22 protein-coding genes and 1 pseudogene are annotated in these 26,264 nt (G+C 64.0%); 14 read left to right on the forward strand and 9 right to left on the reverse strand.

What is annotated here, in order from left to right; all coding sequences use genetic code 11:
- Window positions 1-405: electron transfer flavoprotein subunit beta/FixA family protein (locus B3H64_RS00825; protein ID WP_286732100.1), on the reverse strand; the 405-nt coding region annotated here is incomplete at its 3' end.
- A 376-nt stretch (window positions 406-781) separates the two neighbouring features.
- Here B3H64_RS00825 and B3H64_RS00830 point away from each other — a divergent pair.
- From B3H64_RS00830 to B3H64_RS00840, 3 genes are all read left to right on the forward strand, one after another.
- Window positions 782-1,636: a transporter substrate-binding domain-containing protein gene (locus B3H64_RS00830; protein WP_256302995.1), complete on the forward strand. Its 855-nt coding sequence runs from the start codon at window positions 782-784 to the stop codon at window positions 1,634-1,636.
- 84 nt (window positions 1,637-1,720) lie between these two features.
- Window positions 1,721-2,371 carry an amino acid ABC transporter permease gene (locus tag B3H64_RS00835; protein WP_050616908.1) on the forward strand — a complete coding sequence of 217 codons (651 nt, stop codon included), beginning with the start codon at window positions 1,721-1,723 and terminating at the stop codon, window positions 2,369-2,371.
- A gap of 13 nt (window positions 2,372-2,384) precedes the next feature.
- On the forward strand, window positions 2,385-3,176 hold the full coding sequence (locus B3H64_RS00840; RefSeq protein ID WP_256302866.1) for an amino acid ABC transporter ATP-binding protein: 792 nt from the start codon (window positions 2,385-2,387) through the stop codon (window positions 3,174-3,176).
- Window positions 3,177-3,227: 51 nt separating this feature from the next.
- On the opposite strand, the gene B3H64_RS00845 is transcribed toward B3H64_RS00840, so the two are convergent.
- The 3 genes from B3H64_RS00845 to B3H64_RS00855 form a co-directional block, all read right to left on the reverse strand.
- On the reverse strand, window positions 3,228-4,886 hold the full coding sequence (locus B3H64_RS00845) for a ribonuclease J (RefSeq protein WP_050616910.1): 1,659 nt from the start codon (window positions 4,884-4,886) through the stop codon (window positions 3,228-3,230).
- A gap of 263 nt (window positions 4,887-5,149) precedes the next feature.
- A complete protein-coding gene (locus tag B3H64_RS00850) occupies window positions 5,150-7,495 on the reverse strand; it encodes a sugar phosphate nucleotidyltransferase (RefSeq protein ID WP_238074568.1) in 2,346 nt (781 codons plus the stop codon).
- Window positions 7,496-7,560: 65 nt separating this feature from the next.
- A complete protein-coding gene (locus B3H64_RS00855; RefSeq protein ID WP_050616912.1) occupies window positions 7,561-7,752 on the reverse strand; it encodes a hypothetical protein in 192 nt (63 codons plus the stop codon).
- A gap of 94 nt (window positions 7,753-7,846) precedes the next feature.
- Here B3H64_RS00855 and B3H64_RS00860 point away from each other — a divergent pair.
- From B3H64_RS00860 to B3H64_RS00870, 3 genes and pseudogenes are all read left to right on the forward strand, one after another.
- Window positions 7,847-8,017: pseudogene (locus B3H64_RS00860) on the forward strand (helix-turn-helix domain-containing protein); the annotation flags it as partial.
- A 45-nt stretch (window positions 8,018-8,062) separates the two neighbouring features.
- The gene (locus tag B3H64_RS00865; RefSeq protein WP_050617570.1) at window positions 8,063-8,269 is read left to right on the forward strand and encodes a DUF1653 domain-containing protein; all 207 of its coding nucleotides are present in this window, start codon (window positions 8,063-8,065) and stop codon (window positions 8,267-8,269) included.
- A 4-nt stretch (window positions 8,270-8,273) separates the two neighbouring features.
- Window positions 8,274-8,606 carry an arsenate reductase family protein gene (locus B3H64_RS00870; RefSeq protein ID WP_050616913.1) on the forward strand — a complete coding sequence of 111 codons (333 nt, stop codon included), beginning with the start codon at window positions 8,274-8,276 and terminating at the stop codon, window positions 8,604-8,606.
- A gap of 40 nt (window positions 8,607-8,646) precedes the next feature.
- Here the strand turns inward: B3H64_RS00870 and B3H64_RS00875 are convergent, their stop codons facing one another.
- Window positions 8,647-9,630, reverse strand: a complete 984-nt coding sequence (locus tag B3H64_RS00875) for a helix-turn-helix transcriptional regulator (RefSeq protein ID WP_050616914.1) — start codon at window positions 9,628-9,630, stop codon at window positions 8,647-8,649.
- Between the two features lie 314 nt (window positions 9,631-9,944).
- Between B3H64_RS00875 and B3H64_RS00880 the strand changes: the two genes are divergently transcribed.
- The 8 genes from B3H64_RS00880 to B3H64_RS00915 all read left to right on the forward strand — a co-directional run bounded on the left by B3H64_RS00880 (window position 9,945) and on the right by B3H64_RS00915 (window position 19,048).
- The gene (locus B3H64_RS00880; protein WP_286732101.1) at window positions 9,945-11,033 is read left to right on the forward strand and encodes a dipeptide epimerase; all 1,089 of its coding nucleotides are present in this window, start codon (window positions 9,945-9,947) and stop codon (window positions 11,031-11,033) included.
- Window positions 11,034-11,150: 117 nt separating this feature from the next.
- A complete protein-coding gene (locus B3H64_RS00885; RefSeq protein ID WP_286732103.1) occupies window positions 11,151-13,103 on the forward strand; it encodes a peptide ABC transporter substrate-binding protein in 1,953 nt (650 codons plus the stop codon).
- Between the two features lie 162 nt (window positions 13,104-13,265).
- Window positions 13,266-14,207 carry an ABC transporter permease gene (locus B3H64_RS00890; RefSeq protein ID WP_050616916.1) on the forward strand — a complete coding sequence of 314 codons (942 nt, stop codon included), beginning with the start codon at window positions 13,266-13,268 and terminating at the stop codon, window positions 14,205-14,207.
- A 1-nt stretch (window position 14,208) separates the two neighbouring features.
- Window positions 14,209-15,258, forward strand: a complete 1,050-nt coding sequence (locus tag B3H64_RS00895; protein WP_094762284.1) for an ABC transporter permease — start codon at window positions 14,209-14,211, stop codon at window positions 15,256-15,258.
- Between the two features lie 12 nt (window positions 15,259-15,270).
- Complete coding sequence (locus B3H64_RS00900; protein WP_050616917.1) at window positions 15,271-16,317, forward strand: ABC transporter ATP-binding protein; 1,047 nt, start codon at window positions 15,271-15,273, stop codon at window positions 16,315-16,317.
- On the forward strand, window positions 16,307-17,245 hold the full coding sequence (locus B3H64_RS00905) for an ATP-binding cassette domain-containing protein (protein WP_050616918.1): 939 nt from the start codon (window positions 16,307-16,309) through the stop codon (window positions 17,243-17,245). The genes B3H64_RS00900 and B3H64_RS00905 overlap by 11 nt, the downstream gene beginning before the upstream one ends.
- 73 nt (window positions 17,246-17,318) lie before the next feature.
- Window positions 17,319-18,233, forward strand: a complete 915-nt coding sequence (locus B3H64_RS00910; protein WP_286732105.1) for a S66 peptidase family protein — start codon at window positions 17,319-17,321, stop codon at window positions 18,231-18,233.
- Window positions 18,230-19,048, forward strand: coding sequence for a C40 family peptidase (locus tag B3H64_RS00915; protein ID WP_286732107.1), 819 nt, complete (start codon window positions 18,230-18,232; stop codon window positions 19,046-19,048). Before B3H64_RS00910 ends, B3H64_RS00915 begins: the two co-directional genes overlap by 4 nt.
- 40 nt (window positions 19,049-19,088) lie before the next feature.
- Here B3H64_RS00915 and B3H64_RS00920 read toward each other — a convergent pair whose 3' ends face one another.
- From B3H64_RS00920 to glgA, 4 genes are all read right to left on the reverse strand, one after another.
- Window positions 19,089-20,933 (reverse strand): M56 family metallopeptidase, encoded by a 1,845-nt coding sequence (locus B3H64_RS00920; protein WP_286732108.1) that lies wholly within the window; start codon window positions 20,931-20,933, stop codon window positions 19,089-19,091.
- A 1-nt stretch (window position 20,934) separates the two neighbouring features.
- Entirely contained in the window at window positions 20,935-21,330 is a 396-nt protein-coding gene (locus B3H64_RS00925) for a BlaI/MecI/CopY family transcriptional regulator (protein ID WP_242853654.1), read from the reverse strand.
- Window positions 21,331-21,942: 612 nt separating this feature from the next.
- Window positions 21,943-24,375 carry a glycogen/starch/alpha-glucan phosphorylase gene (locus tag B3H64_RS00930; RefSeq protein WP_286732110.1) on the reverse strand — a complete coding sequence of 811 codons (2,433 nt, stop codon included), beginning with the start codon at window positions 24,373-24,375 and terminating at the stop codon, window positions 21,943-21,945.
- Between the two features lie 137 nt (window positions 24,376-24,512).
- Window positions 24,513-26,246: a glycogen synthase GlgA gene (gene glgA / locus B3H64_RS00935; RefSeq protein ID WP_286732111.1), complete on the reverse strand. Its 1,734-nt coding sequence runs from the start codon at window positions 26,244-26,246 to the stop codon at window positions 24,513-24,515.
- Between the last annotated feature and the right edge of the window lie 18 nt (window positions 26,247-26,264).

Consider the following 26,264-nt stretch of genomic DNA (forward strand, 5'->3'; position numbering starts at 1 on the left):
CGGGCCCACCTGGGCCGTGTCGCCGTCGATGGCCTGCTTGCCGCAGAAAATCGCGTCAAACTTGCCCTCGGTCTCCTCGATCTTCTTAATGGTCTCGGAGATGATGTAGCTGGTCGCCAGCGTGTCGGACCCGCCGAACGCGCGGTCGCTCACCAGGTATGCCTTATCCGCCGCAATGGCCAGTGACTCCTTCAGCACCGCCTTCGCCTGCTCGGGGCCCATGGACAGCACCACGATCTTCGCGGAGGGGTCCTTATCCTTGATCCGGGCAGCCGCTTCCAGCGCGTACCCGTCGAACGGGTTCAGAATGCTGGGCACGCCGTCGCGGATCAGCGTGTTCTTCACCGGATCGATCTTGATTTCCGTCGTATCCGGCACCTGCTTGACGCATACAAGCATGTTCATTTCTGTGTTTCCTCCTATTACGTTTTTTCAGGACTGCGGCGAACCTCAGTCCCGTGGCCCTTCCCCGGCCATACCCCCAGTGGGCATAGCCTGGCCAAACCACTTTTCCCGTCTTACATCATATACCGGAAGCGCCCCCCTTGTCAATCGGAATCGTCACTCCCCCCACAAAAAAGGCCCCGGATTTGGAACGGCTTCCGGCAAACCGCATATCTTCCGGCCGATATTCCTCCGACCCTCCCGCGGCGGAGCCGTCCAAAAAGCAGAATTTTAAAAAATACCTCTTTACACCATTAGTTTATCATGGTAAAATGCTAAAGCACCCGGGTTATACCCGGCAGGATTTTGGATATTGGAGGATACATACATTATGAACATGAAACGCCTGATCGCGCTTGCCCTGGCGCTGGTCCTGTCTCTGGCCTTGGCCGCCTGCGGCAGCGGCGCTGCACCCTCTCCCTCCGCCTCCGCCCCCGCGGAGAGCGCTCCGGCCGAGTCCGCCTCTGCCGAGAGCGATCTGGACTACGTCAAGGGCAAGGGAGCTCTCGTCATCGGCTACACCGTCTACGCCCCCATGAACTACACCGACGACAACGGTGAGTTCACCGGCTTCGACACCGAACTGGCCAAGGCCGTCTGCGAAAAACTGGGCGTGGAGCCCCAGTTCCAGGAGATCGTCTGGGAAACCAAGGAGATCGAGCTGGCCGGCAAGACCATCGACTGCATCTGGAACGGCATGACCCTGGACCCTGAGCGCGAGGCCAACATGGCCTGCACCGTCCCCTATGTGAAGAACGCCCAGGTGGTGGTGATGAAGGCCGACGCCGACTATGCCGACACCTCCTCCCTCATCGGCAAGTCCGTCTGCGCCGAGGTGGGCTCCGCCGGCGAGACGCAGATCCTGGGCAATGAGGAGACCAAGCCCGACGCCAACCTGGCTCAGGCCGACTACGTGGGCAAGAGCGTCCAGACCGACTGCCTCATGGAGGTGGCCGCCGGCACCTGCGACGCCGCCGTTCTGGATATGACCCTGGCAAACGCCATGATCGGCGAGGGCACCGACTATGCCGGCCTGAAGATCGTGGATGAGCTGGCCGTGGAGAACTACGGGGTGGCCTTCCGCCAGGGGTCCGACGTACGGGACGCCGTCAATAAGATCTTTGCCGAGATGGTGGCCGACGGCTCCTTGGGCGCCCTGGCCGACAAATACGGCCTGGAGCTGGCCGATTAAGCGGATTTTCCCGTCCATGGAATCTGATCGTCTGGGACAGGGGCCAAGCCCCTGTCCCAGACGGTGTCTTTTGAGGTGTACTGTATGAGCGTCATCTTGGGCCGTCTGTTCGAGGGCTTCTGGATCAACTGCCAGCTTTTCGGCCTGACCCTGCTGTTTGCCCTGCCCCTGGGGCTGCTGATCTCCTTTGGTTCCATGAGCCGGTTCCAGCCACTGGCCTGGCTCATCAAGACCTTCGTCTGGATCATTCGGGGCACTCCCCTGATGCTCCAGCTCATCATCATCTTTATGGGCCCCGGGCTTCTGGGCTGGGGCAACCCGTGGCCCGCCGGCAACTCGGGGCGGCTCACCGCCGCTGTGGTGGCTTTCGTCATCAACTACGCCTGCTATTTCTCTGAGATCTACCGGGGCGGTATCGAGGCCGTCCCCAAGGGTCAGACGGAGGCGGGCCAGGTGCTGGGCATGACCAAACGGCAGATCTTCTTCAAGGTCACCCTGCTCCAGGTGGTCAAGCGCATCCTTCCGCCCATGGGCAACGAAATCATCACCCTGGTGAAGGACACCTCCCTGGCCCGGATCATCTCCAACAAGGAGATCATCATGATGGCCGGCGAATACTCCTCCAAGGGTCTGATCTGGCCTCTGTTTACCACGGGGCTGTTCTTCCTGGTATTCGTGGGCGTGCTGACGCTGCTGTTCGGTTACCTCGAGCGGCGGCTGGACTATTTCCGGTAAGGGGGCGGCAGATATGGCGATCCTTGAGGTCCAACACATTGAAAAGAGCTTTGGCGCCACCCAGGTGCTTCAGGATATCTCCTTTGGTCTGGAGCGGGGCCAGGCTCTGGCCATCATCGGCTCCTCCGGCTCCGGCAAGACCACGCTGCTGCGCTGCCTCAACTTCTTGGAGACCCCCGACCGGGGCAGCATCACCGTGGACGGTCATCGCCTCTTTGACGCCGCCGACCCCGCCACCCAGCGGGAGAGCGAAATCCGCAAAAAGAGGCTCCACTTTGGGCTGGTGTTCCAGTCCTTCAATCTCTTCCCTCAGTATACCGCCCTACAGAACGTTACCCTGGCCAAGGAGCTACTGGCTCAGGAGGCCCCGGGTTACAAGGCCGACCGCAAGCGCATCCACGCCGGGATCGAGGCCGAGGGCCGGGAGCTGCTGGAGCAGATGGGGCTCAGCGACCGGGCCGACCACTATCCCCACCAGCTCTCCGGTGGCCAGCAGCAGCGGGTAGCCATCGCCCGGGCCCTGGCTCTGCACCCGGACATTCTCTGCTTTGACGAGCCCACATCGGCCCTGGACCCGGAGCTCACCGGCGAGGTGCTGAAGGTCATCCGGAGCCTGGCCGAGCGGAACACCACCATGGTCATCGTCACCCACGAGATGGCCTTCGCCCGGGATGTGGCCGATCGGGTCATCTTCATGGATGGCGGCGTCATTGTGGAGGAGGGCCCCGCCCGGGAGATCATCGAGCACCCCCGGCAGGAGCGCACCCGGCAGTTTCTGGCCCGGTACGCAGACAATGAAGCATAACAAAAACGCGCCCGCCGGGAGTTTTCCCGGCGGGTGCGTCTGCTTTTCCGCTCAGACCTCCATGATGACAGGCAGGATCATGGGGTTGCGCTTGGTCTTTTTGTAGAGGAAGCCGGACAGGTCGTTCTTGATCTCCCCCTTGATGGTGGCCCAGTCGGTGGTGTTGCTCCGGTGGCAGCGCTCCAGCGCCTCCACGGCCACCCGGCGCAGCTCCTCCATCAGCTCCTCGGACTCCTTGACGTAGACGAAGCCGCGGGTGATGATGTCGGGGCCGGACACCACGCTGCCGTCCTCGCCGGACATGGAGGTGACCACCACGATCATGCCGTCCTCGGCCAGGTGCTTCCGGTCCCGCAGGACCACGCTGCCCACGTCGCCCACGCCGTAGCCATCCACGAAGACCCGGCCGGCGGGCACGGTGCCGTTGATCTTGGCGGAGTTGGGCGTGAACTCCATCACCTTGCCGATGTCGCTGATGAGGATGTGGTTGGGGTGCATCCCCATCTCCTGGGCCAGCTTGGCATGGATCTTCAGGTGCCGCTGCTCCCCGTGGAGGGGGATAAAGAATTTGGGCTTCACCAGGGCGTGGATGATTTTCAGCTCGTCCTGGCAGGCGTGGCCGGACACATGGAGCTGACCCGTCCGCTCGTTGACCACCTCGGCCCCCTTGCGGTAGAGCTCGTTGATGACGTTGCCGATGGCGTTCTCGTTGCCCGGAATGGCGGAGGCCGAGATGATGATCCGGTCCCCGGCCTGGATGTCCACCTGGCGGTGGGTGGAGAAGGCCATGCGGGTCAGGGCGGACATGGTCTCGCCCTGGCTGCCGGTGGTGACGATGCAGATCTTGTCCTTGGGCAGGCTCTTGATGTGGTTGACGTCCACCAGAGTCCCCTCGGGCACGTTCATGTAGCCCAGCTCAGTGGAGACCTTCATGGCGTTTTCCATGCTGCGGCCGGTGACGGCCACCTTGCGCCCGTACTTGGCGGCCACCGAGATAATCTGCTGGATGCGGTCCACGTTGGAGGCGAAGGTGGTGACGATGATGCGCTGGTCGCAGCCCCGGAACAGGGCGTCGAAGGAGGCGCCCACGCACCGCTCCGACTTGGTGTAGCCGGGGCGCTCCACGTTGGTGGAATCGCACAGCAGGGCCAGCACGCCCGCCTTGCCCAACTCGCCCAGCCGGGCCAGATCAATCATGCCGCCCTGGATGGGGGTGGAGTCGATCTTGAAGTCGCCGGTGTGGACGCACAGGCCCACCGGCGTCTTGATGGCGAAGGCCACCGCGTCGGCAATGGAGTGGTTGACGTGGATGAACTCCACGCTGAACCGCCCGGCCTTGACCACCTCGCCCGCCTCGCAGGTGATGAGCTTGGTCTTGTCCAGCAGGCGGTGCTCCTCCAGCTTGAGCTTCACCAGCCCCGCCGTCATGCGGGTGGCGTAGATGGGGGCGTTGATGCTGCGCAGCAGATAGGGGATGGAGCCGATGTGATCCTCGTGACCGTGGGTCAGGAAGATGCCCCGGATCTTCTCCTTGTTCTTGATCAGATAGGTGAAGTCAGGGATGACCACGTCGATGCCGTACATGTCGTCGTCGGGGAAGCCCATGCCCACGTCCACCACGATCATGTCGCCGCCATACTCATAGACGGTCATGTTCTTGCCGATCTCGTTGAGTCCGCCCAGGGATATGATTTTCAATTTTTCTGCCATAAAAGTAATGTAACACTCCTTGTCTGAATTTACCATAAACGGTATGTACGGGCACAGAGGAGCGCTTTTGAGCGCATCAAAACAAGGGCGGCGGCCACCCGCTCTTTCCGGCCCTGCCTCGCCGGAAAAAGGGGTGGCCCCAGCCGCCTGCGCGCCCGTGATTTTCTCTGTGTCCCTGCCTTATCAAAGTGCGGTAACGCACATAAAGCCATTCCAAGTTACTCTAGTATACCACAAGGGACTGGAAAAGTATACAAAAATTTTTATTGAGGCCTCTGCCCGTCCGTCCCCTGCCGGTCCAGCTCCTGGGCCCGCTTCACATAAAAATCACACAATTCCGCCGCCGTCTCCATGTCCGCCGCCTCGGCCACTACCCGCAGGGCGGAGCGCCGGCTCAGGGGCGCCATCCAGATCCAGGCCTCGCCGGAGCGGATGCGCACCCCCTCGCCCCGGGCGTCGCCACCCGTCTCGGCCAGGCTCTGCATGACCTCCCCCCGCCCCCGCCGGAGGGGAACCTCCCGCTGGAGGCGCACGAACCGCGGGACCCGGCCGACCAGAGTGCGCAGCCGCTCCCCCGTCTGTCCCAGCCGGGCACAGATGCGGCAGGCGGCGAACACCCCGTCCCGGAGCCAAGGCAGCGCCGCATAGAGCTCCTCCGCCTCCGGCCCGTCCCGGTCCAGCCGGAGCACGGCCTCCGGCCGCCCCTCAGCCAGCGCCTCCACGGCGGCGGGTGCCCCGGCGGGGACGGCTACCCGGCCACCGCCCCGGTCCAGCTCGATGAGGCTCACCAGCGTGAGCAGCGCCCCCGAATCCACGGTCCGGCCCTCCTCGTCCCAGGCCGTCAGACGCAGGCCGCCGTACTCCGCGGCAAAGCCGGGCACGCCCGGGGCCCGTTTGCGCAGCACCACGCATCCCAGCTCCTCCAGGGCGGAGGCCAGGACGCGGTCGGCGGGGGTCTCGCCCGGCACCGACACCGCCACCGGCGTGATGGGCTGCCGGTCCAGGCGGCTGACCTTGGCCGCCTCGGCGGCGTAGGCCGCCGACACGCCGGAGACGTTCCGCCAGGGCCCTACCCGTCCGGCGGGCACCCGGCGGACCTCTCCCCGGAGGACGGCCCCCTCCAGCTTGCGCTCCCGGCTGCGGCTCAGGGGCAGGCCCCGCCGGTCGAAGAAATGGAGAAAGGTCCGCTCCCCCGCCTGCTCCACAAAGAGAGAGACCGGCAGGGCATAGCGTCCGGCCAGCCAGGCCCCGGCGGAGGGACAGCCCCCGTCGTGGACCAGAACCTCGGCCCCCGCCGCCGCCGCGCCGCACCCGGCGGAGCGGGCCAGCAGCCGGGCGGCCTCCCCGCCGGCCCAGCCCAGGCCCACCTTGCCCTCGGCGCCCAGGGCGGAGCCCAGGGCCATCAGGGCCTCCGGGGAGAGCTCCTCTCCCAGCTCACCCCGGACCACACCGCCGTCCCCAAAGAACAGCCCGCCGCGGCTTCCCCCGTGGATGAGCGAGGCGGTGAGCCGGGCCCCGGCGGCACTCTCCCGGCCGGGCCACACCTTGACCCGCTCCAGCAGGACGGAGCCCTCGCCGGCGGCGCTCTCCGCCCCCAGGACGGCCCCCTCGTTGAGGACGGCCCCGTTTTTGGCGGTGGACGAGCGGCACAGGATGGCGCCGTAGAGGGTGCAGCGGTCTCCCACCGCCGCGCCGGCCATGAGTATGCTGCGCTGCACCAGAGACCGGCGGCCCACCCGGGCCCCCTCCTCCAGTATGGCGTGGGGCCCGATGAGGCTCCCCTCGCCCAGCTCGGCCCCCGGCCCGATCCAGCACGGGGGCACCACCGACACCCCCGCCGGAATGGGCTGGGCCGCCCAGACGCCGGGCGCGCTCTGGGGCAGGGCGAGGTCCAGCTTCACCCGGCCGGACAGGGCGTCGGCGGCGCAGTCCAGATAGGCCGCGCAGTCCCCCATATCGCACCAGTAGCCGTCGGCCACGTGGCCGTACAAAGGTGCGCCTCGGGAGAGCAGCAGGGGGAACAGGTCCTTGCCGAAATCGTAGGGCTGGTCCCCGGGCACCAGGTCCATGGCCCGGCGGGTCAGCAGGTAGATACCGGTGTTTACCGTGTCGGTGAACACCTGGCCCCAGCCCGGCTTTTCGATGAACCGCTGGATGCGCCCGTCGTCCCGGGTGAGCACCAGGCCGTACTCCAGGGGGGCGGAGTGGCGGTGGAGGATCAGGGTGGCCGCCGCCCGGCTGGTGCGGTGGAACCCCAGGGCGGCGGACAGGTCCAGGTCGCACACCGCGTCGCCGCTGATGACCAGGAAGTCCTCACCGCCCAGGTGAGCCATACAGTTTTTCACGCTGCCCGCGGTGCCCAGGGGCTCCTTCTCCACAAAATAGGTCAGCTTTACCCCCAGTTCGGCGCCGTCCCCGAACCACTCGGTGACCACCTGGGGCATATACTGCAGGGTGACGCAGATATCGGTAAAGCCGTGGCGCTTGAGCAGGCCGATGATGTGCTCCATCACCGGCTTGCCGAAGAGAGGGATCATGGGCTTGGGCCGGTCCAGGGTGAGGGGTCGCAGCCGGGTGCCCTCCCCTCCCGCCATGATGACTGCTTTCACAGGAAAACCATCCTTTCCGGCCTTATAAAAGGCGATTTTCCCTAGTATGGCCGAAACCGGAAAAATTATTGTCCGGCGGTCTCCGCCGCCGTCCAGTAGGGACAAGTCTGGTCTTTGACCCGCTGCTTGATCCGGGGATACCGGCAATGCCCGCAGGCGACGGGATGAAAGGCCGTACCCCATTTCCGGTAGTGCTGGCAGAAATATTTGCAGGCCCCGCAGACCCGCTCGTCCGTTTTTATGAGCTTCTTTACCATATCGAAAGCCCCCTTTTCTAATTATATTAGTCTCCACACGACTAATTGCCAATAGTCACACAGCGACTGTTGTATAATTGCAAAGGGTGATTTTATGTACTTTTCCCGCATTCGGGATCTCCGTGAGGACAATGAATTGAGCCAAGAAAAGGCGGCCTCCGTTTTAGGTGTCACGCAAACCACCTATTCCAAGTATGAGCTTGGAAAAATTACCGTTCCAACGGAATCGTTGATCAAACTTGCCGACTTTTACAAAGTCAGCCTGGACTATCTGGTGGGCCGCGACGTCAGGCCCGCCCGGACGGGTCCCATCAAGCCCGGCCGCTACCGCCACTTCAAGGGCGGCGAATACCGGGTGCTCGGCACCGCCGCCCACTCGGAAACACTGGAGCCCATGGTGGTCTATCAGGCCCTTTACGGAGAGCGGGGGATGTGGGTGCGGCCCGCCGCCATGTGGAACGAGCGGGTGGAGCGGGACGGCTATGCCGGCCCCCGCTTCACCTATGTGGGGGAGTGAGCCGATGAACATTCAGATTTTTGGAAAATCCAAGTGCTTTGACACCAAAAAGGCGGAGCGGTATTTTAAGGAGCGGCGGGTCAAATTTCAGTCCGTCGATCTCATCAAGTACGGCATCCGCCCCGGTGAGCTGAAGAGCGTTAAAAACGCCGTAGGGCTGGAGGCGCTGATCGACGCCAGGCACCCAGACGCCGCTCTGGTGACCTGCCTGGCCTATGACGACGACAAGCTGGAAAAGCTGCTGGAAGACCCCAGGCTGCTGAAAACACCCCTCGTGCGCAACGGCCGGCAGGCCACGGTGGGCTACTGCCCCGACGTGTGGAAAACCTGGGAATAACGGAAAAGCGGCCCGGCGGGAGACCCCGCCGGGCCGCTTTTCAGGTTTCATACCGCCGCCGGGCCTCCTCCAGCCGCCGCCGGAAGTCCTCCACCGCCCAGTCCGGGCTCAGGAGGGTCACGCCGGGCCCCAGGCCGAAAAGCCAGCCGAAAAACTGGGGGGAGACCACCGCGTCCACGGTGACGGTGAAATGGCTCTCCCCGTCGGGCACCAGCATCACGTCCTGTCCGAAGCGGTCCAGCACCACCCCCACCATCGGATTCTCACAGCGCAGACGCAGCTTGCCCTCCCGGCCGGAGAACATACCGAAGTGCTTGGCGGCATAGGCCGCCACGTCGAAGCCCTCCGGGCCGCCCTCCGCCGGGACACAGGTGACCGCCAGCTCGGCCATCTTGTCCACCCGGTAGTGCCGCACCTCCCCCATGGCGCCGTCCCAGCCCACCAGATAATAGTTCTCGCTGTTCCAGATGAGGCCGTAGGGCGACACGCTGTACCGCCGCCCCTCCCGGCGAAAGACCTTTTCCTTGCGCACGTTGTACTCAAAGTACCGGAAGGTCACCGTCTTTCCGGCGGACAGCGCGGCGTGGAGCTTGTCAATGGAGTAGTAAACGCTCTCGTTCATGGTCTTGACCCGCCGTTCCACGTAGACCTGCCGCTGGAGCTGCCGGGCCTGATGGACGCTGGTCAGGCCCTCCAGCTTGCGGATCAGGCTGTCGCTTTTGCGCCGGGTGATGAACTTGCACGACTGCACCGCATCCACCAGCAGCTTCAGCTCCGGCAGCTCGAAGGGCCGCTCCCCCACGAACCAGCCCGGCGTCTTGCCTTTTCGGCTCTGGATATCCAGGCCGAAGGCCCGTAGGGCCTCCAGGTCGTCGTAGATGCTCTTCCGCTCCGCTGTCACGTCCCAGGCCGCCAGCGTGTCGATGAGCTCCTTCACCGTCATGGGGTGTTCCTCGTCGGTACGCTCCAGCAGGGTCTTTTGCAAAATCAGAGTTTTCAGCTTTTGATTTGGGCTTCGCGCCATAGGCTCATCCCCTTTCCTGATGCCAGTTTAGCGGCCGTCGTGTCCGTTAAACCGGACTTTCTTACAGCATAGCATATCCCGCCGGTTTCGCCAAGTTCTTGAAAAAAAATTTCAATGCAGTTTCACTGCGGAGAAGTTGCATTTCAAGGCGTCGAGGGGTCACAGCCCCATCGGCTTTTTTGGTTTCTCTGCGGCTGTACCCTTTACAAATGTGCCATTCCATGATACAATTTATCACATTAAATTCCGAATCCGGCCTCGGCCGGAATGTGAAACTTTTCAAAATACAAATTTCATTTCAGGGGGTGTTGGGCATGGTCATTCAAGATATACAGGCGGGCAGGGTTTCTCTCCCTCTGCGAGCCCCCTTCAAGACAGCCCTGCGCACGGTAGACGCGGTGGACGATGTGGTGGTCCGGGTGGTGGCCGACGACGGGCAGGTGGGCTACGGCGAGGCGCCTCCCACCGCCGTCATCACCGGCGACACGCTGGGCTCCATCGCCTGTGCGGTCAAGGACTTCATCCGTCCCGCCCTGGTGGGCATGGACGTGGAGGACCTAGATGCGGTCATGGCGAAGCTCCAGGGCTGCATGGTCAAGAACACCTCGGCCAAGGCCGCCGTGGACATGGCGGTGCTGGACCTGTGGGGCAAGCGCTGGGGCGCCCCCCTCTATCAGTTGCTGGGCGGCGCCCGCCGCTCCTTCCAGACCGACATCACCATCTCGGTCAACTCCATCGACCAGATGGTGTCCGACAGTCTGGACGCCGTCCGCCTGGGCTACCGCACCCTGAAGATCAAGGTGGGCAAGGAGGGCGTGCAGGATGTGGCGCGCATCGCCGCCATCCGCAAGGCCGTGGGCCCTGAGGTGCTGCTCCGGGTGGACGCCAACCAGGGCTGGGACGCCCGCCAGTCGGTGGCCATCATCTCCGCCATGGAGGACCAGGGGCTGGACATCGAGCTGGTGGAGCAGCCGGTGAAGGCCCACGACCTGGAGGGGATGCGTTATATCACCCAGCGGGTGCAGACCCCCATTCTGGCCGACGAGTCGGTCTTTTCGCCCGCCGACGCCATCCACATCATCCAGTCCGGCGCGGCCGACCTCATCAACATCAAGCTGATGAAGACCGGCGGCATCTGGCCCGCTCTGAAGATCTGCGACATCGCAGAGCTCTACGGCGTGGAGTGCATGATCGGCTGTATGCTGGAATCCCGTCTGTCGGTGGCCGCCGCCGCCCATCTGGCCGCCGCCCGCGGCATCATCACCCGGGCCGACCTGGACGGCCCCTCCCTCTGCGCCGCCGATCCCTTTACCGGCGGCCCCAACTTCGACGAGGCCACCATCACCATGTCGGACGACCCCGGCATCGGCGTCTCCTCCATCCCCTGCTCCTCCTGGAGCTGATCCGGCTCCCCCCATCCAAAAGCGGCGGGCCGCTTTTGCAGGCGGCGAGCGCCGCCGCAACACTTGTGTGCAATGGGGCACAAACCCGTTTATATCAAAAGGAAAGAAGGAGATCCCATGAAGAGAACCAAACAGCTCATCGCGCTCTTGCTCGCCACGGTTCTGGTGCTGGGCCTGGCCGCCTGCGGCGGCGGCAGCGCCGGCAGCCCCAGCCCCTCCGCCTCCGGTACGGGCGGCGAGGCCGCCCCCGTGGTCTACCGGGAACTCTATGTCATGGAGGCCACCACGCTCAACTATCTGGTGACCTCCCAGACCACCGAGTTCGAGCTCTCCGCCAACTTCATCGACACCCTGGTCCAGTATGACCAGTACGGCGTGGCACAGCACGGTCTGGCCACCGACTGGTCCGTCAGCGACGACGGCCTCACCTGGACCTTTACCCTCCGCGACGGCGTGAAGTGGTACAAGAGCGACGGCACCGAGTACGCCGACCTGAAGGCCCAGGATTTCGTGGATTCCATGCACTATATCTGCGATCCCGCCCACGACTCCAAGACCTTCGACATCGTCTCCAGCGCGGTGAAGAACGCCCAGAAGTTCTACTCCGGCGAGATCACCGACCCCAACGAGATCGGCGTGCGGGCCGTGGACGAGAAGACCCTGGAGTACACTCTGGAGGCGCCCACCCCCTACTTCCTGTCCATGCTGAGCTATGTGTGCTTCATGCCCGTCAACGGCGACTTCCTGGCCGAGGTGGGCGACCGCTTCGGCACCAGCGCCGACACCATCCTCTACAACGGTGCCTATATCTGTCAGGAGTTCAACCCCCAGGAAAACCAGGTCTGGGTCAAAAACGCCAACTACTGGAACGCCGACAACGTGAACATTGACCGCATCGAGCGCACCTACAACGCCGAGGCTCTGAAGCTGGCCCCCGACATGTATAAGCAGGGCTCGGTGGACCAGGCCAAGATCCCCTCCGAGCTGCTGCAGGCCTGGCTGGACGACGCCTCCACCGCCGACCTGGTGCGGCCCACCCGCGCCTCCTACTTCACCTACTGGTGGCTGTTCAACTTTGATCCCCAGTTTGACGCGGCTTACGAGCCCGACAACTGGAAGCTCGCCGTCAACAACGAGGCCTTCCGCCTGTCCATTGCCCGCGGCATCGACCGGGCTAAGGCTGAGTTCCCCTACGAGCCCAACAATCCCAACGCCAACCTCATCAACACCATCACCCCCGAGGGCTTCTGTGACTACAGCGGCACCGATTACACCCAGATGGGCGACCTGGCCGCCGTATCCAACACCAATCCCTTCAACGCAGAGGAGGCCCTGCAGTATAAGGCGCAGGCCATCCAGGAGCTGACCGCTGCCGGCGCCACCTTCCCCATCAAGGTCCTCATGCCCTATAACCCCGGCACCACCTACTGGGGCGAGAGCTGCCAGATCCTGGAGCAGCAGTTGGAGGGCCTGCTGGGCACCGACTACATTGATATCATCGTCGAGGCCGGGCCCTCCACCAACTTCCTGGCCGAGGTCCGCAAGACCGGCAAATACGCTTTGATGCTGTGCAACTGGGGGCCCGACTACGCCGACCCCGAGACCTACTCTGACCCCTGGAGCCTGGGCTACACCTACTCCTGGCCTGAAAAGACCACCCAGGCCGACCTTCTTACCGGCTACACCTACACTGCCGAGGACATGTCCAAGGGCGTCTTTGACGAGGATAAGTTCATCGGCACCCCTGAGACCGTCTACATCAAGATGGTACAGGAGGGCAAGGACGAGAAGCTGGACATCGAGAAGCGCTACACCTCCTTCGCCAACGCCGAGGCCTTCCTCATCAACCACGCCATCGTGATCCCCTTCCACCGCCAGGCCAGCGACGGCTATGTGGTCTCCAAGCTGTCCGTCTTCGACCGGCCCTTCGCCCCCTTCGGCGTGGCCAACTATCGCTATGAGGGCGCCCATCTGCTGGATGCTCCCATTAGTATGGACGAATACTATGCCCAGATGGCCGAGTGGGAGACCGCCCGCGAGGCCGCTCTGGCCGCCTCCGCCTCCAAGTAAGACCCCCTTCCCGGAAGCCCGATCCAGGGAAGGCCCCGCAAGCCGGGGCCTTCCCTGCCCTGTATCTTGTACGCTGAAACGAGGGCGCGCCCGACGCGCCTCCTTTTCAACGCACAAAACGGCAGAGCCGGACCCCATCCTCCTCTGAAAGGAGCCTGTTTCATGTTCAAGTACATCCTCAAGCGCCTGGCCTTCGCCGTGGCGGCCCTGTTTATCATTACGGCCGTCATCTTCTCCTTGCTGCGCCTCATGCCGGTGGAGGGCTACTTCCCCAACTTCGACAAGATGTCCCCCGAGATGATCCAGAACGGCCTGGAAAACCTGGGCCTTAACGACCCGCTGCCCGAGCAGCTCTTCCGCTTCTACCGGGACCTCTTCCACGGGGACCTGGGCACCTCCTGGATCTACCAGCCCAAGGTGCCCATCACCGAGATCCTAGCCCGGAAGATCCCGGTCTCCCTCACCCTGGGCTGCATCGCCATGGCGCTGGCCCTGGTGGTGGGCATCCCCCTGGGCGTGGCCATGAGCCGGTATAAGGGCCGCCTGCCGGACAAGCTGGGTACCGGCTTCATCGTGCTTCTGAACGCCGTACCGGTGGTGGTATACTATCTGGTCATCCAGCTCTACGGCTCCCGGGCCTTCAACCTGCCCATGCTCTATTCCAAAAACGACGTACGTACTTGGATCCTGCCCATCCTCTGCCTGTCCCTGGCCAACATCGCGGAGTACGCCATGTGGATGCGCCGGTATATGGTGGATCAGCTCAACTCCGACTATGTGAAGCTGGCCCTGGCCAAGGGCGTCTCCCGCCGGAACATCATGTACCATCACGTGCTGCGCAACGCCTTTGTGCCCATCATCCAGCTCCTGCCCACCTCCTTCCTCAACACCATCATCGGCTCCATCTATGTGGAGTCGCTGTTCTCGGTGCCCGGCATGGGCGGGCTGCTGGTGGATGTCATCAAGCGTCAGGACAACACCATGGTCCAGGCCCTGGTCCTCATCTTTGCCACGGTGGGCATTTTGGGGCTGCTGCTGGGCGATCTGTTCATGACGCTGGCGGACCCGCGTATCCGGCTGGATCAGAAGGGAGGGGCTCGGTAATATGCCCAGGATCGGGAAAAAGACCATCGAGCGGCTGGAGACCTCTCTGGAGGACGAGCTCCACCGCCGCGCCGACGCCGGCGCCCTCACCGCCGAGGACCTGCAGGGCCTGGACGCCGGGCTCTTTGCCCCCGCCGTCTACGACGAGTCCGCCGCCGAGCGGGGCGGCTACTCCAACTATTCCTATTGGGGTTCCACCCTGCGCATCTTCTGGCGCAACCGGGTGGCCCGTTGTCTGGTCATCCTGCTCATCGCCCTGCTGGCCTTCACCTTTATCCAGCCCTATCTGCCCAACCAGAAGGACCCCAACGTCATCTACTACGACGAAACCACCGGGATGCCCCTGGCCAACAAGCAGCCCGGCCAGGCGGAGGGCTTTATTCTGGGGACCAACAAGGTAGGACAGGACCTGTGGTCCCGAATCTGGTTCGGTACCCGCACCAGTCTGTTCATCGGCTTTGTGGTGGCTCTGGTCAACGCCGTCATCGGCGTCACCCTGGGGGTGCTGTGGGGCTACGTCCGGCGGCTGGACCAGCTACTGACCTCCCTTTACAATATCATCGACAACGTACCCAGGACCATCATCCTCATCCTCATCTCCTATATCCTGCGCCCATCCATGACCACCATCATCCTCTCCATGTGCTTCGTGGGCTGGCTGAAGATGGCCCGCTACACCCGTAACCAGGTGGTCATCATCCGGGACCGGGATTACAATCTGGCCTCCCGCTGCCTGGGCACCGGCACCGGGCGTATCATCTTCCGGAACCTACTGCCCTATCTGGTGTCCATCATCATGCTCCAGACCGCCCTAGCCGTCCCCACCGCCATCACCGACGAGGTGTTCCTCACCTACATCGGCCTGGGTCTCCCCCTGGACACCCCCTCTCTGGGCACCCTCATCATCGCGGGCAAGGCCCTGATGACCACCCCCTCCCTCAGCTATCAGCTCATCATCCCCTGCGTGGCCCTCTCGGTGGTCACCGTCTGCTTCTATGTCATCGGCAACGCCTTTGCGGACGCCGCCGATCCCAAAAATCACGTCAGCTAAGGAGGTCAGGATATGGAACGAGACGTCATTCTCTCCGTCCGCGACCTGGACGTGAAGTTTACCCTCCGGGGCCGCGTCCTCCACGCCATCCGCGGGGTCTCCCTGGACGTATACCGGGGAGAATCCCTGGCCATCGTGGGGGAATCCGGCTCCGGCAAGAGCGTGTTTACCAAGACCTTCATGGGCCTCACCGACCAAAACGGCTATATTGACGCAGGCTCCATCCTCTACGACGGCAAGGACCTGGCCGCTTATCAGGGTGAAAAGCAGTGGCGGACCATCCGGGGGGGCGAGATCGCCATGGTCCTCCAGGATCCCATGACCTCTCTGAACCCCCTCAAGACCATTGGCAGGCAGATCGAGGAGGCCGTGATCCTCCACCAGCACCTGCGGGGGGCCGAGGCCCGCCGGGCGGTGCTGGAGACGCTGTCCGACGTGGGCATCGACGATCCGGAGCGGCGGTACAAGCAGTACCCCCACGAGTTCTCCGGCGGCATGCGGCAGCGGGTGGTCATCGCCATCGCCGTGGCCTGCCGGCCCAAGATCCTCATCTGCGACGAGCCCACCACTGCCCTGGACGTGACCATCCAGGCCCAGATCCTGGACCTCATCAAGCAGCTTCAGAAGAAGCTGGAGCTGACCACCATCTATATCACCCACGACCTGGGCGTAGTGGCCAATGTGGCCGACCGCATCGCCGTCATGTACGCCGGGGACATCGTGGAGGTGGGCTCCTGCGAGGAGGTCTTTTACGATCCCAAGCACCCTTATACCTGGGCGCTGCTGTCCTCCCTGCCCCAGCTCGGCGTAAAGGGCGAGCCCCTCTATTCCATCGCGGGCACGCCCCCCAACCTCTTCTATGAGGTCCACGGGGACGCCTTCGCCCCCCGCAATCCCCAGGCGCTGAAGATCGACTTTGAGCTCCGCCCGCCCTATTTTGACGTGTCCCCCACCCACCGGGCCCGCACCTGGCTGCTGGACCCCAGAGCCCCCAGGGTGGAGCCGCCCGAACACATCCGCGTCCTGAGGGAACAGGGGGTGAAGCTCCATGTCCAATAACCGGCGGGAAAAGCTGCTGGAGGTTCAAAATCTCTCCGTCACCTTTGGCAGCAAGCGCGCCCCCTTCCGGGCCGTGGACGATGTGTCCTTCCACATCTACAAGGGCGAGACCTTCGGCCTGGTGGGGGAGTCCGGCTCCGGCAAAACCACCATCGGCCGCTCCATCATCCGCATCAACCCCATCTCCGGTGGTGCGGTGCTCTACAAGGGGGAGCGCATCAGCGGCAGGATCAGCCGGGAGATGGACCGCAAGGTCACCCGGAGCATCCAGATGATCTTCCAGGACCCCATGGCCTCCCTAAACGAGCGGGCCAAGGTCTCCTACATCGTCTCCGAAGGGCTCTATGCGGGCGGTCATCGCCTGACCGAGGCGGAAAAGCAGGAGAAGGTGGCCAAGGCTCTCAGCGACGTAGGCCTGCTGCCCGAGTTCGCCAGCCGCTTCCCCCACGAGTTCTCCGGCGGTCAGCGCCAGCGCATCGGCATCGCCCGGGCCCTCATCATGGACCCGGAATTCATCATCGCTGACGAGCCCATCTCCGCCCTGGACGTGTCCATCCGGGCCCAGGTGCTCAACCTGATGGGGCAGCTCCAGAAGGAGCGGGGGCTCACGTATCTGTTCATCGCCCACGACCTGAGCGTGGTCCGCTTCATCTCCGACCGCATCGCCGTCATCCACAAGGGCAAGCTGGTGGAGCTGGCCGAGTCGGAGCAGCTCTTCGCCCACCCCCTGCACCCCTACACCCGGGCGCTGCTGTCCGCCATCCCCATGCCGGACCCGGCGTCGGAAAAGGGCAAAAAGCTCCTGGTCTATGACCCCTCCTGTCACGACTATACCCAGGACGGGCCGGTATGGTCCGAGCTGGAGCCCGGCCACTTTGTGCTGGGCAACCAGCGGGAGCTGGACGCCTATCGGAAGATGCTGCTGTAACGGAATTTTGCCGATTGCCGCACCATATCCTTGTGGTGCGGCAATCCGTCTGTGTATCATTGAGGTGATCGCTATGTTTACGCCCGCCCCTCTCTTCCCCGGCGCCCGGGTCGCCCTGCTCTGCACCTCCTCGGCGGTGCCGGACGGGCGGCTGGCGCCCGCCGTGGCCGCCGTCCGCTCTCTGGGCCTGGAGCCGGTGATCTACCCCTCGTGCACCGAGCTCCACGGCTACTTTTCCGGCGACGACGCCCGCCGGGCCGCCGATCTGAACGCCGCCTTTGCCGACGAGTCCATCGACGGCATCCTGTGCGCCCGGGGCGGCTACGGGGCTCACCGCCTGCTGCCTTTGCTGGACTTCGACGTCATCGCCGCCCACCCCAAGTTTTTTTCGGGCTACAGCGACGTGACCGCCCTGCACACCGCCTTCCAGCAGGAGTGCGGCTTCGTCACCTATCACACCATCATGCCCACCACCGAATACTACCAGCCGGTGGACTGCTACTCCATGGACTACCTACGGCGGGCCCTTTTCGGCTGCCTCACGGGCCCCCTTTGCAACCCGCCCGGCCAGCCGCCGGTGACCCTGGCGGGCGGGCGGGTCACCGCGCCTCTGTGCGGCGGCAATCTGTCCCTGCTGGCCGCATCCCTGGGCACCCCCTGGGAGATCGACACCCGGGGCAAAATCCTCTTCTTGGAGGACATCGGGGAAAAGACCTACCGCATCGACGGGATGCTCACCCAACTCCGCAACGCCGGAAAATTGGACGACTGCGCCGGGGTGCTGCTGGGCGCCTGGACCGACTGCCTGCCGGAAGACCCCGACCGGACCCTGCTGCTGCCGGATCTCTTCCGGGAGCTCATTCTCCCGGCGGGCAAGCCCACTCTGGCCGGCCTGGCCTGCGGCCATGTACTGCCCACCATGGCCCTGCCCCTGGGAGCGACGCTCACACTGGATGCCGACGCCGGCACATTGGAGGTAATCGCATGAAAGCTCTGATCAACGCACCCATCTGTCCCCTGATGACCCGCCCCTCCCGCCAGTGCGAGCTGGGAGACGAGGCCCTCTTCGGCATGGCCGTGGAGGTGCTGGAAGAGACCCTGCCCGGCTGGTATCGGGTCCGCACCCCCTACCGCTATGAGGACTACGCCCCGGCGGACTGTCTTCTCTTCGGCGAGCACAACGTCCAGCGGTGGCTCTCCCTGCCCAAGCGGGTGGTCCTCAAGTCCATCTGCGACGTGCTCTCCGGCCCCGCTGTGGCCTGCTTCCCTCTGGTCACCCTGACCCGGGGTGCGCTGGTGGCCCCGGTTCGGGAGCCCGATGAAAAGGGCTGGGTCCCGGTGGAGCTGCCCGACGGCCGCGAGGGCTATACAAAGAGTAGTTTTTTGGGTGAATATTACGAAAAGCCCGCCTTTGATCAGGAGGACGCCCTGCGCAGCGCCATCGTCAACTCGGCTCTGAGCTATCTGGGCACCCACTACCGCTGGGGTGGCAAGACCCCCATGGGCATCGACTGCTCCGGCCTGGCCTCCATGGCCTATCTGCTCAACGGGGTGGTCATCTGGCGGGACGCCGGCATCAAGGAGGGCTTTCCTCTGCACGAGATCCCCCGGGAGCGGATGAAGCCCGGCGACCTGCTCTTCTTCCCCGGCCACGTGGCGGTGTATATCGGCGGCGGTGAGTTTGTCCACTCCACCGCCTTCCCCGGCAGCGACGGAGTGGTGCTCAACAGTCTGGACCCCGGCCATCCCCGTTACCGGCTGGACCTGGATAAGGGCATGACTGCGGTGGGCAGCCTCTTCTAAGGAAAACGCGGGACGCGCAGCAGCGCGTCCCGCGTTTTGTCTACCGATCCTCCCAGCGCTTCTCCATAGCCTCGTCCCGCTGGATGCGCACCGCCCGGCCGTCCTCCATCTCCACGGTCAACCCCATCCAGGGCGGCGTTTGGGAGGATACCTCAGTGGCCATCCGAAGGCCCTGGCCCGGGTGGACGGTGCTCCGCCCCCACCGGGTCTGGAAGCCTACGTATTCCGCGTCCTCCGCAACGGGCACAGCGTACAGGGCCAGGCCCTCCGCCACCCGCTCCCGGCTGTGGTCGTAAAAATACCACACGCCCTTCACCTCGTCGTAGCCGTCGGCCTCCAGCACAGCCAGAGAGTCCGGCGGGCCCAGCCGATCGCCAGTGGAGGAGGGCCCCACACTGTAGAGCACCATGTGGTAGACCCCGTCGGACAGAGCGCTCCCGTCGGCGCGATACGCCGCCGTCATGGGAAAGGTCCGCTCACTCCCCGCCCCGTCAGTCACCCGGAGGGTGCAGGCGGGGTCCCTGGCCACCGCGGTCCGGAGCTCCTCCTCGGCAGCCGTATTCCGCCCGGTGCGAAACCGGACCGAGCCATGGCGCAGATCCTCGCCCAACTCGTCGGGCTGCCCGTCAAAGGGCGTCACCCCCACCGCTTCCAGCAGAGGGCTGTCCCGGTCGAACAGGAGCTGATAGCGCAGGGTGTCCGCCGTGACCTCCACCCCCTGCCCCTCCTCCCGCGCGTCCAGGAAAGCGTATTCCAGGTCAAACTGAAACCAGTTGATGCCCATGCCGTCCGGGCCGGTATAGGTCAGGCTCAGGCTCTGGGGCTCAAAGCGCTCCAGCGGGGTCCGGGGCTCCCCCGTCTCCTGGACCGGCGGGGTCTGGGGGAGCGCCGCCGTCCGGCAGGCCACCAGCCCGCCCGCCAGCGCTACGGCGGTACACAGCACGGCCAGGGCCGCCCGTCCCGGCCGCTTGGGACCGCCGTCCATTACGGCTCGGAGCCGCCGTTTCAGCGCCCGCTTCTCCCCGGAAAACGAGGTGGTCAGCGCGGGGGCCGACATGCTCACTGCCCGGAGCAGCACCCGGCCGTAGGCCCGGCGTTCCTCCAGGCTCCGGCCCTGGAGGACCTGGGCGTCACAGGCCATCTCCACGTCCCGCTCCGCCACCCGCCGCATGCCCCATACCAGAGGATTGAACCAGTGGATGGCATTGGCCAGCACCAACAGGAGCTGGAACCACAGGTCCCGCCGCCGGGCGTGGGTATATTCGTGCAGCAGGGCCGCCTCCTCCGCCCCGCCGGTCGGCGTTACAATGACCGGACGGAGCCAGCCCATCAGCAGGGGCGTCCCCACCAGGCCACACTCCAACAGCGGGATTCCGCCATACGTCCCCGCGGGACGGCTCCAGCGCCGTATGCGGCGCCGGAACGCCCGGCAGTGCAGAATCTGATCCCCCAAAAACAGGAGAGCCCCCGCGCCCCACAGGAACGCCAGCAGCCATTCGGCGGGGATGCGCCGCACCTCGACCACGGGGGCGGCGTCTTCCCCTCCGGAGCCCGCGGGCCCATCCTCCGTCCGGACCACCCGCTCCATCGAAGGGGCCCCAGCCGCTGCCGGGCTGGTGTTCCAGGACCACCGGGTGGGGCCGACCTTTGGTGACACCTGACGCTCCACCCGCACCGCCGCCCGGGGCGCTTCCAGCACCACCGGGGCCTGGGCCAGGCTCAGATTGAACGGCAGACACAGTCGCAGTGCCACCGCCAGCCAGGCCCAGCACCGCCACTGGGGCACAAATTGGCGCTCCAGCACCCGGCTTAGCGCCAGCAAAACGGCGATGACCACCGCCATGGCCAGGGAGACCTCCGCCAGCATGGATAAAAACTGCTCCATCCTATTCCCTCCGCTCCGCCGGCTCCCCTCGCCTCTCCTGCAGCAGCGCCTCCAGCTCCGCCAGATCCTCCCGGCCAACGGCCCGGCTGTCCATCAGGGCCGCCACCAGAGAGGGCAGGGACCCGCCGTGGAGCCGCTCCAGAAAGGATCGGCTTTCCAGGGCCAGATAGTCCTGGCGGGACACCAGGGGGTGGTACAAATTGGCCCTTCCCGCCTTTTCCCGCCCTACAAAGCCCCGTTCCTCCAGGCGGGAGAGCAGCTTGAGCAGAGTGGCGGTCTGCCAGTGCCGCCCCGACAGCCCCGCCATCAGTTCCCCGGAGGAAACGGGATAGGCTTTCTGCCCCCACAGGGCCTGCATGACCTCCAGCTCCGCGTCGGGCAGCCGCTGTAAGCTCACTCAACTCCCTCCTCTCTTTCGAGACAGTTGTCTCTTCCTTTTTATTTTACATTTGTCTCATGGACTTGTCAAGAAAAACGTGACGTGCTTTTGGTGAATTGTGGAAACCAAAACAACATCTGCACGACACAGATTGACACATTGAAAACAATCTCCAGGGTATTTCGAGGAAAGCGGATGCTCTTTGGGATGGGCGCCTGGTAATCAACCATCTACGCTCCGGATGGGGCGGTGGCCCGCCCTGGCCGGGGTGTCACTGGACTATGGAGTGCTGTGCGGCTGCGGAATGGGCATGGCCTACACTGCCCCATGCCTGGGCCTTCTCCCCCTGGACGCAGTACCGGGGGCGGAAAACGCTCCGGCTGAGCGGCGCAGAGCAGTCGGATGATATCGTCAGGGCCACCATGTAACAGGCAAGCGGACGCTTGACAAAAATTTTATGCAGAGTTTTCTAAAGATTGTATGGAAGTACATTGAACCGCCCGACCTGACCCCGGCCCTACTCCGGGCATTTTTCCCGAGAATGGCGCAAAAGAACAACAGCATGACACCGCGGTGTCATGCTGTTGTTCAACAAAGACAAAAGTATCTTTACCCGCTCCGGGCGCTTCTTTACGGTTTGACCGGCACATGCCAAATGTCCCGGGCGTAGTCCCGGATGGAGCGGTCGGCGGCAAAGATGCCGGACCGGGCAATGTTGATGAGGGCCATACGGCTCCAATCTTTGGGGTCCAGGTACGCCTGCCCCGCCCGGGCCTGGGCGTCCCGATAGCTGGCAAAGTCGGCCAGGAGCATATACTCGTCGGCGGGCGCTCCGTTGCCGAAGAGAAGCCGGTTGGTCAGATCCGTATAGGCCACACCGTCGTCGAAGCCCCGGGCGATCTGGTCGATCACCGCCTTGAGGGCCGCGTCCTGCATGTAATACTCGTAGGAGCGGTAGCCTCTGGCCTTCTTTTCCGCCACCTCGTCGGCCTTGAGGCCGAACAGGAAGATGTTCTCGTCCCCCACCTGCTGGTGCATCTCTACGTTGGCCCCGTCCAGGGTGCCGATGGTCAGCGCGCCGTTCATCATGAACTTCATATTGCCCGTGCCGCTGGCCTCCTTACCGGCGGTGGAAATCTGCTCGGAGAGCTCGGAGGCGGGCATCAGCTTTTCCGCCAGGGAGACCCGGTAATTTTCCAGGAACACCACCTGGAGCCGGTCCCGGCACACCGGATCGGCATTGATGGTGGCGGACAGGGAGTTGATCAGGTGGATGATCTGCTTGGCCACGGCGTAGCCGGGGGCGGCCTTGGCTCCGAAAAGGTACACCCGGGGGGTAAACTGGAAGTTGGGGTCGGCCTTGAGCCGCTGGTACAGATAGGTGATGTGCAGCACGTTCAGGAGCTGGCGCTTATACTCGTGCAGCCGCTTGACCTGCACGTCGAACATGGCATCGGTATTGAGGATGATGCCGGTCTCACGGGCCACATAGTTGGCAAAGGCGCGCTTGTTCTCCGCCTTGATATCGGCCAGGCGCTTGAGTACGCTGGGGTCGTCCCGGTATTTCTCCAGCTTCTGAACGGCGTCGGGGCGGAGCAGGTAGTCGTCCCCGCCGCAGCATTCCCGGATCAGCGCGTCCAGCGCGGGGTTGATCTCGGACAGCCACCGCCGGTGGTCGATGCCGTTGGTAACGTTCTTGAACTTGCCTGGGTTCTGGGTATAGGCGTCGTGGAAGACGTCCTTTTTCAGGATCTCCGAGTGAAGCGCGGACACCCCATTGACGGCGAAACAGGCGCAGATGCACAGGTTGGCCATACGGACCTCGCCGCCCCAGATCACCGCCATGTCCCGCACCTTGGCCTGGTCGCCGTGAAACGCCTCGTTGAGCTGGGCCTGATAGCGATTGCTGATCTCGATCAGAAGCTGCCAGATGCGGGGCAGCAGGGTCTCGATGAGCTGCTGGGGCCAGCGCTCCAGGGCCTCGGAGAGAATGGTGTGGTTGGTGTAGGCCACGGTGTGGGTGACGATGTGCCACGCCTCGTCCCAGCCGTAGCCCTCCTGGTCCAGCAGGATGCGCATGAGCTCAGGGATGACCAGGGTGGGGTGGGTGTCGTTGATCTGAATGACGTGCTTTTCATGGAAATTGCGCAGGGTGCCGTACTCCGCCTTGTGCTTGCGGCAGATGGACTGGACGGTGGCGGAGACGAAGAAATACTGCTGCTTGAGCCGCAGGGACTTGCCCTCGTAGTGGTTGTCCTCGGGGTAGAGCACCTTGGCGATGACCTCGGCCATGGCCTGCTGCTCCACCGCCTTCAGATACTGGCCGGTGGAGAAGAGCTTCATATCCACCGGGTCGGGGCTCTTGGCGTCCCACAGCCGCAGGACGTTGGTGTGCTCGGTGCCGTAACCGGCGATCTCCATGTCCCGGGGGATGGCCAATACGTCGGTGCCGCCCTCGTACGCCACCCGGTGGCCTCCGTTCTCGTCCCAGATGTCCTTGACCCGGCCGCCAAAGTGGACCTTTTCCGTCTCATCCACCTTGGGGATGAGCCAGGCGTCGCCCACAGGCAGCCAGTTGTCGGCCAGCTCCACCTGCTGGCCGTCGATGATCTTCTGCTTAAAGATGCCCAACTCATAGCAGATGGTATAGCCGGTGGCTGGGATCTCCAGGGTGGTCATAGAGTCCAGATAGCAGGCGGCCAGGCGGCCCAGGCCCCCGTTGCCCAGCCCGGCGTCGGGCTCGATTTCAAAGAGGTCGGGAGCGGAGAAGCCCAAATCCTCGATGGCCCCCTTCAGTTCCTCCAGAACGCCCAGGTTGTAGGCGTTTTTCATCAGAGAGCGGCCCATCAGAAACTCCAGGGACAGGTAGTGGATCTGGCGGGCGTGGGTGCGCTGCACCTTGTCCTCGGTCTTGAGCTGCCGGGCTGACATGATGTCCCGCAGCACCATGGCGCAAGCCTTGAACATATGAATGGCGGTGGCCTCGTCCACGTCACGGCCGAAGTTCCGGCGCAGCTTGCCGATGATGAGTTCTTCCAAATCTTTCTTTGTATACTCTGGCATGGTTTGGTTGTCTCCTATTCAGACAGATTGGACGCGGAGCGGCCCCCAGACCGCTCCGCGTCCATGGATGGCTTACCTGTTTGCGGGCCAAGTGTATCACAGGGACACGCCGGCTGTCAACCGTCCGACCGGACGCCTCAGCCCTCCGGCTTATCTGGCTCCGCCTGCCCGGCCGCGGGCTTTTTTGCCGCGGACTTCCGGGCCACCGACTTTTTCCCAGCGGCCTTTTCCGCCTTGGCCGCCGACTTGCGGGCGGCGGGCTTGCGGGCAGCGGGCTTTTTCGCCGCAGCCTTTTGGGGCGCAGGCTCCCCCGTGGTCTGAGGCGCTTGTGCAGACAGCTCCTCTGCCGGAACGGGCGCAGCCTCCGCGAGATCCGCGGGGACGTCCGGCTGAACCACGGGCTCCGGCTCCGCTGCGGCTGCAGGCTCCGGCCGGGGCAGGCCGGTGATGGAACAGTAGATATCCTCATACTCCCGGGCGGGACCGTCCCAGCTAAAGTCGGCGGTCATCCCCGCGATCTGGAGCTTTTTCCAGGCCTCCTGATTCTGATGGTACAGGTCCACGGCCTCGCGGATGACCCACACCATATCGTGGGCGTTGATGTCCGCAAAGGAGAAGCCCCGGCCCTCGCCGGCGTCCCAGCGGTAGGGAGGTACGGTGTCCTTCAGGCCCCCGGTCTCCCGCACCACGGGTACGGTGCCGTAGCGCATGGCGATCATCTGGCTCAGGCCGCAGGGCTCGGAGATGGAGGGCATGAGGAAAATGTCCGCGCCGCCGTAGATGGCGGTGGACAGGGCGGCGGAATACTGGATGCGGGCGGCAAAGCGGCTGGGGTACTGGCTCTCGGCGTGGCGGAACGCCTCCTCATAGTTCCACTCACCGGTGCCCAGCACCACCATCTGCACATCCATTCCCATGATCTCATGGATGGCGGCGGTAACCAGGTCGAAGCCCTTGTGCTTCACCAGGCGGGAAATGCAGGCGATGATGGGCACGTTGGGGTCCTCCCGCAGGCCCACCGCCTGCTGCAGGGCCGCCTTGCAGGCTTTTTTCCCCTCCAGGTTCCCTGCGGAATAGCACATCGCCAGGCCCTTGTCCTGAGCCGGGTCGTACAGGCCGGTATCCAGGCCGTTGAGAATGCCCCGCATCTTATACCCGTTGTGGGCGATCACACCCTCCAGCCCGTGGGCGTAGAAGGGGTACTGCAGCTCGCCGGCATAGGTGGGGGAGACCGTGGTCACATAGTCGGCGGCGAAGATGGCCCCCTTCATCAGGTTCACGTCCCCATAATAGGCCAGCATATGCTCATTCATATAGCCCTTGTTCAGGCCCAGCAGGTCCTCCAGGACCTGATCGCCGTAGCGGCCCTGGTATTCGATGTTGTGAATGGTAAAGACGCTCTTGGTGCCGCGGAGCTCCCAGACCCGCTCCCGCTCCTCCAGCAGGTAGATGGGCACCAGTGCGGTCTGCCAGTCGTTGCAGTGGATCACGTCGGGGTGCCAGTCCAGGTGGGCGGGGGTCTCCACAATGGCCCGGGAGAAGTAGGTGAACCGCTCGCCGTCGTCGTAATGGCCGTAGATGGCGGCCCGCTTGAAGTAGTATTCGTTGTCCACGAACAGATAGCTCACGTTGTCCCGCCGCAGCTCGAACAGACCGCAGTAGGGGTTCCGCCAAGCCACCCGCACGTTGAAGTGCAGGAGGAACTTCATCTGTTTCCTCCACTCCGGACCGATGCCCTCGTAGAGGGGAAGGATGACCTTCACGTCATGGCCCTGAGCGGCCAGATGCTTGGGGAGAGAGCCGGCCACGTCGGCCAGTCCGCCTGTCTTAATAAAGGGGGCTACCTCGGAAGCAGCAAACAGTATATTCATTTGGAACGCTCCTTTCCA

Source organism: Intestinimonas sp. UBA1698 (assembly GCF_002320075.1).
Lineage (GTDB): Bacteria > Bacillota > Clostridia > Oscillospirales > Oscillospiraceae > Intestinimonas > Intestinimonas massiliensis.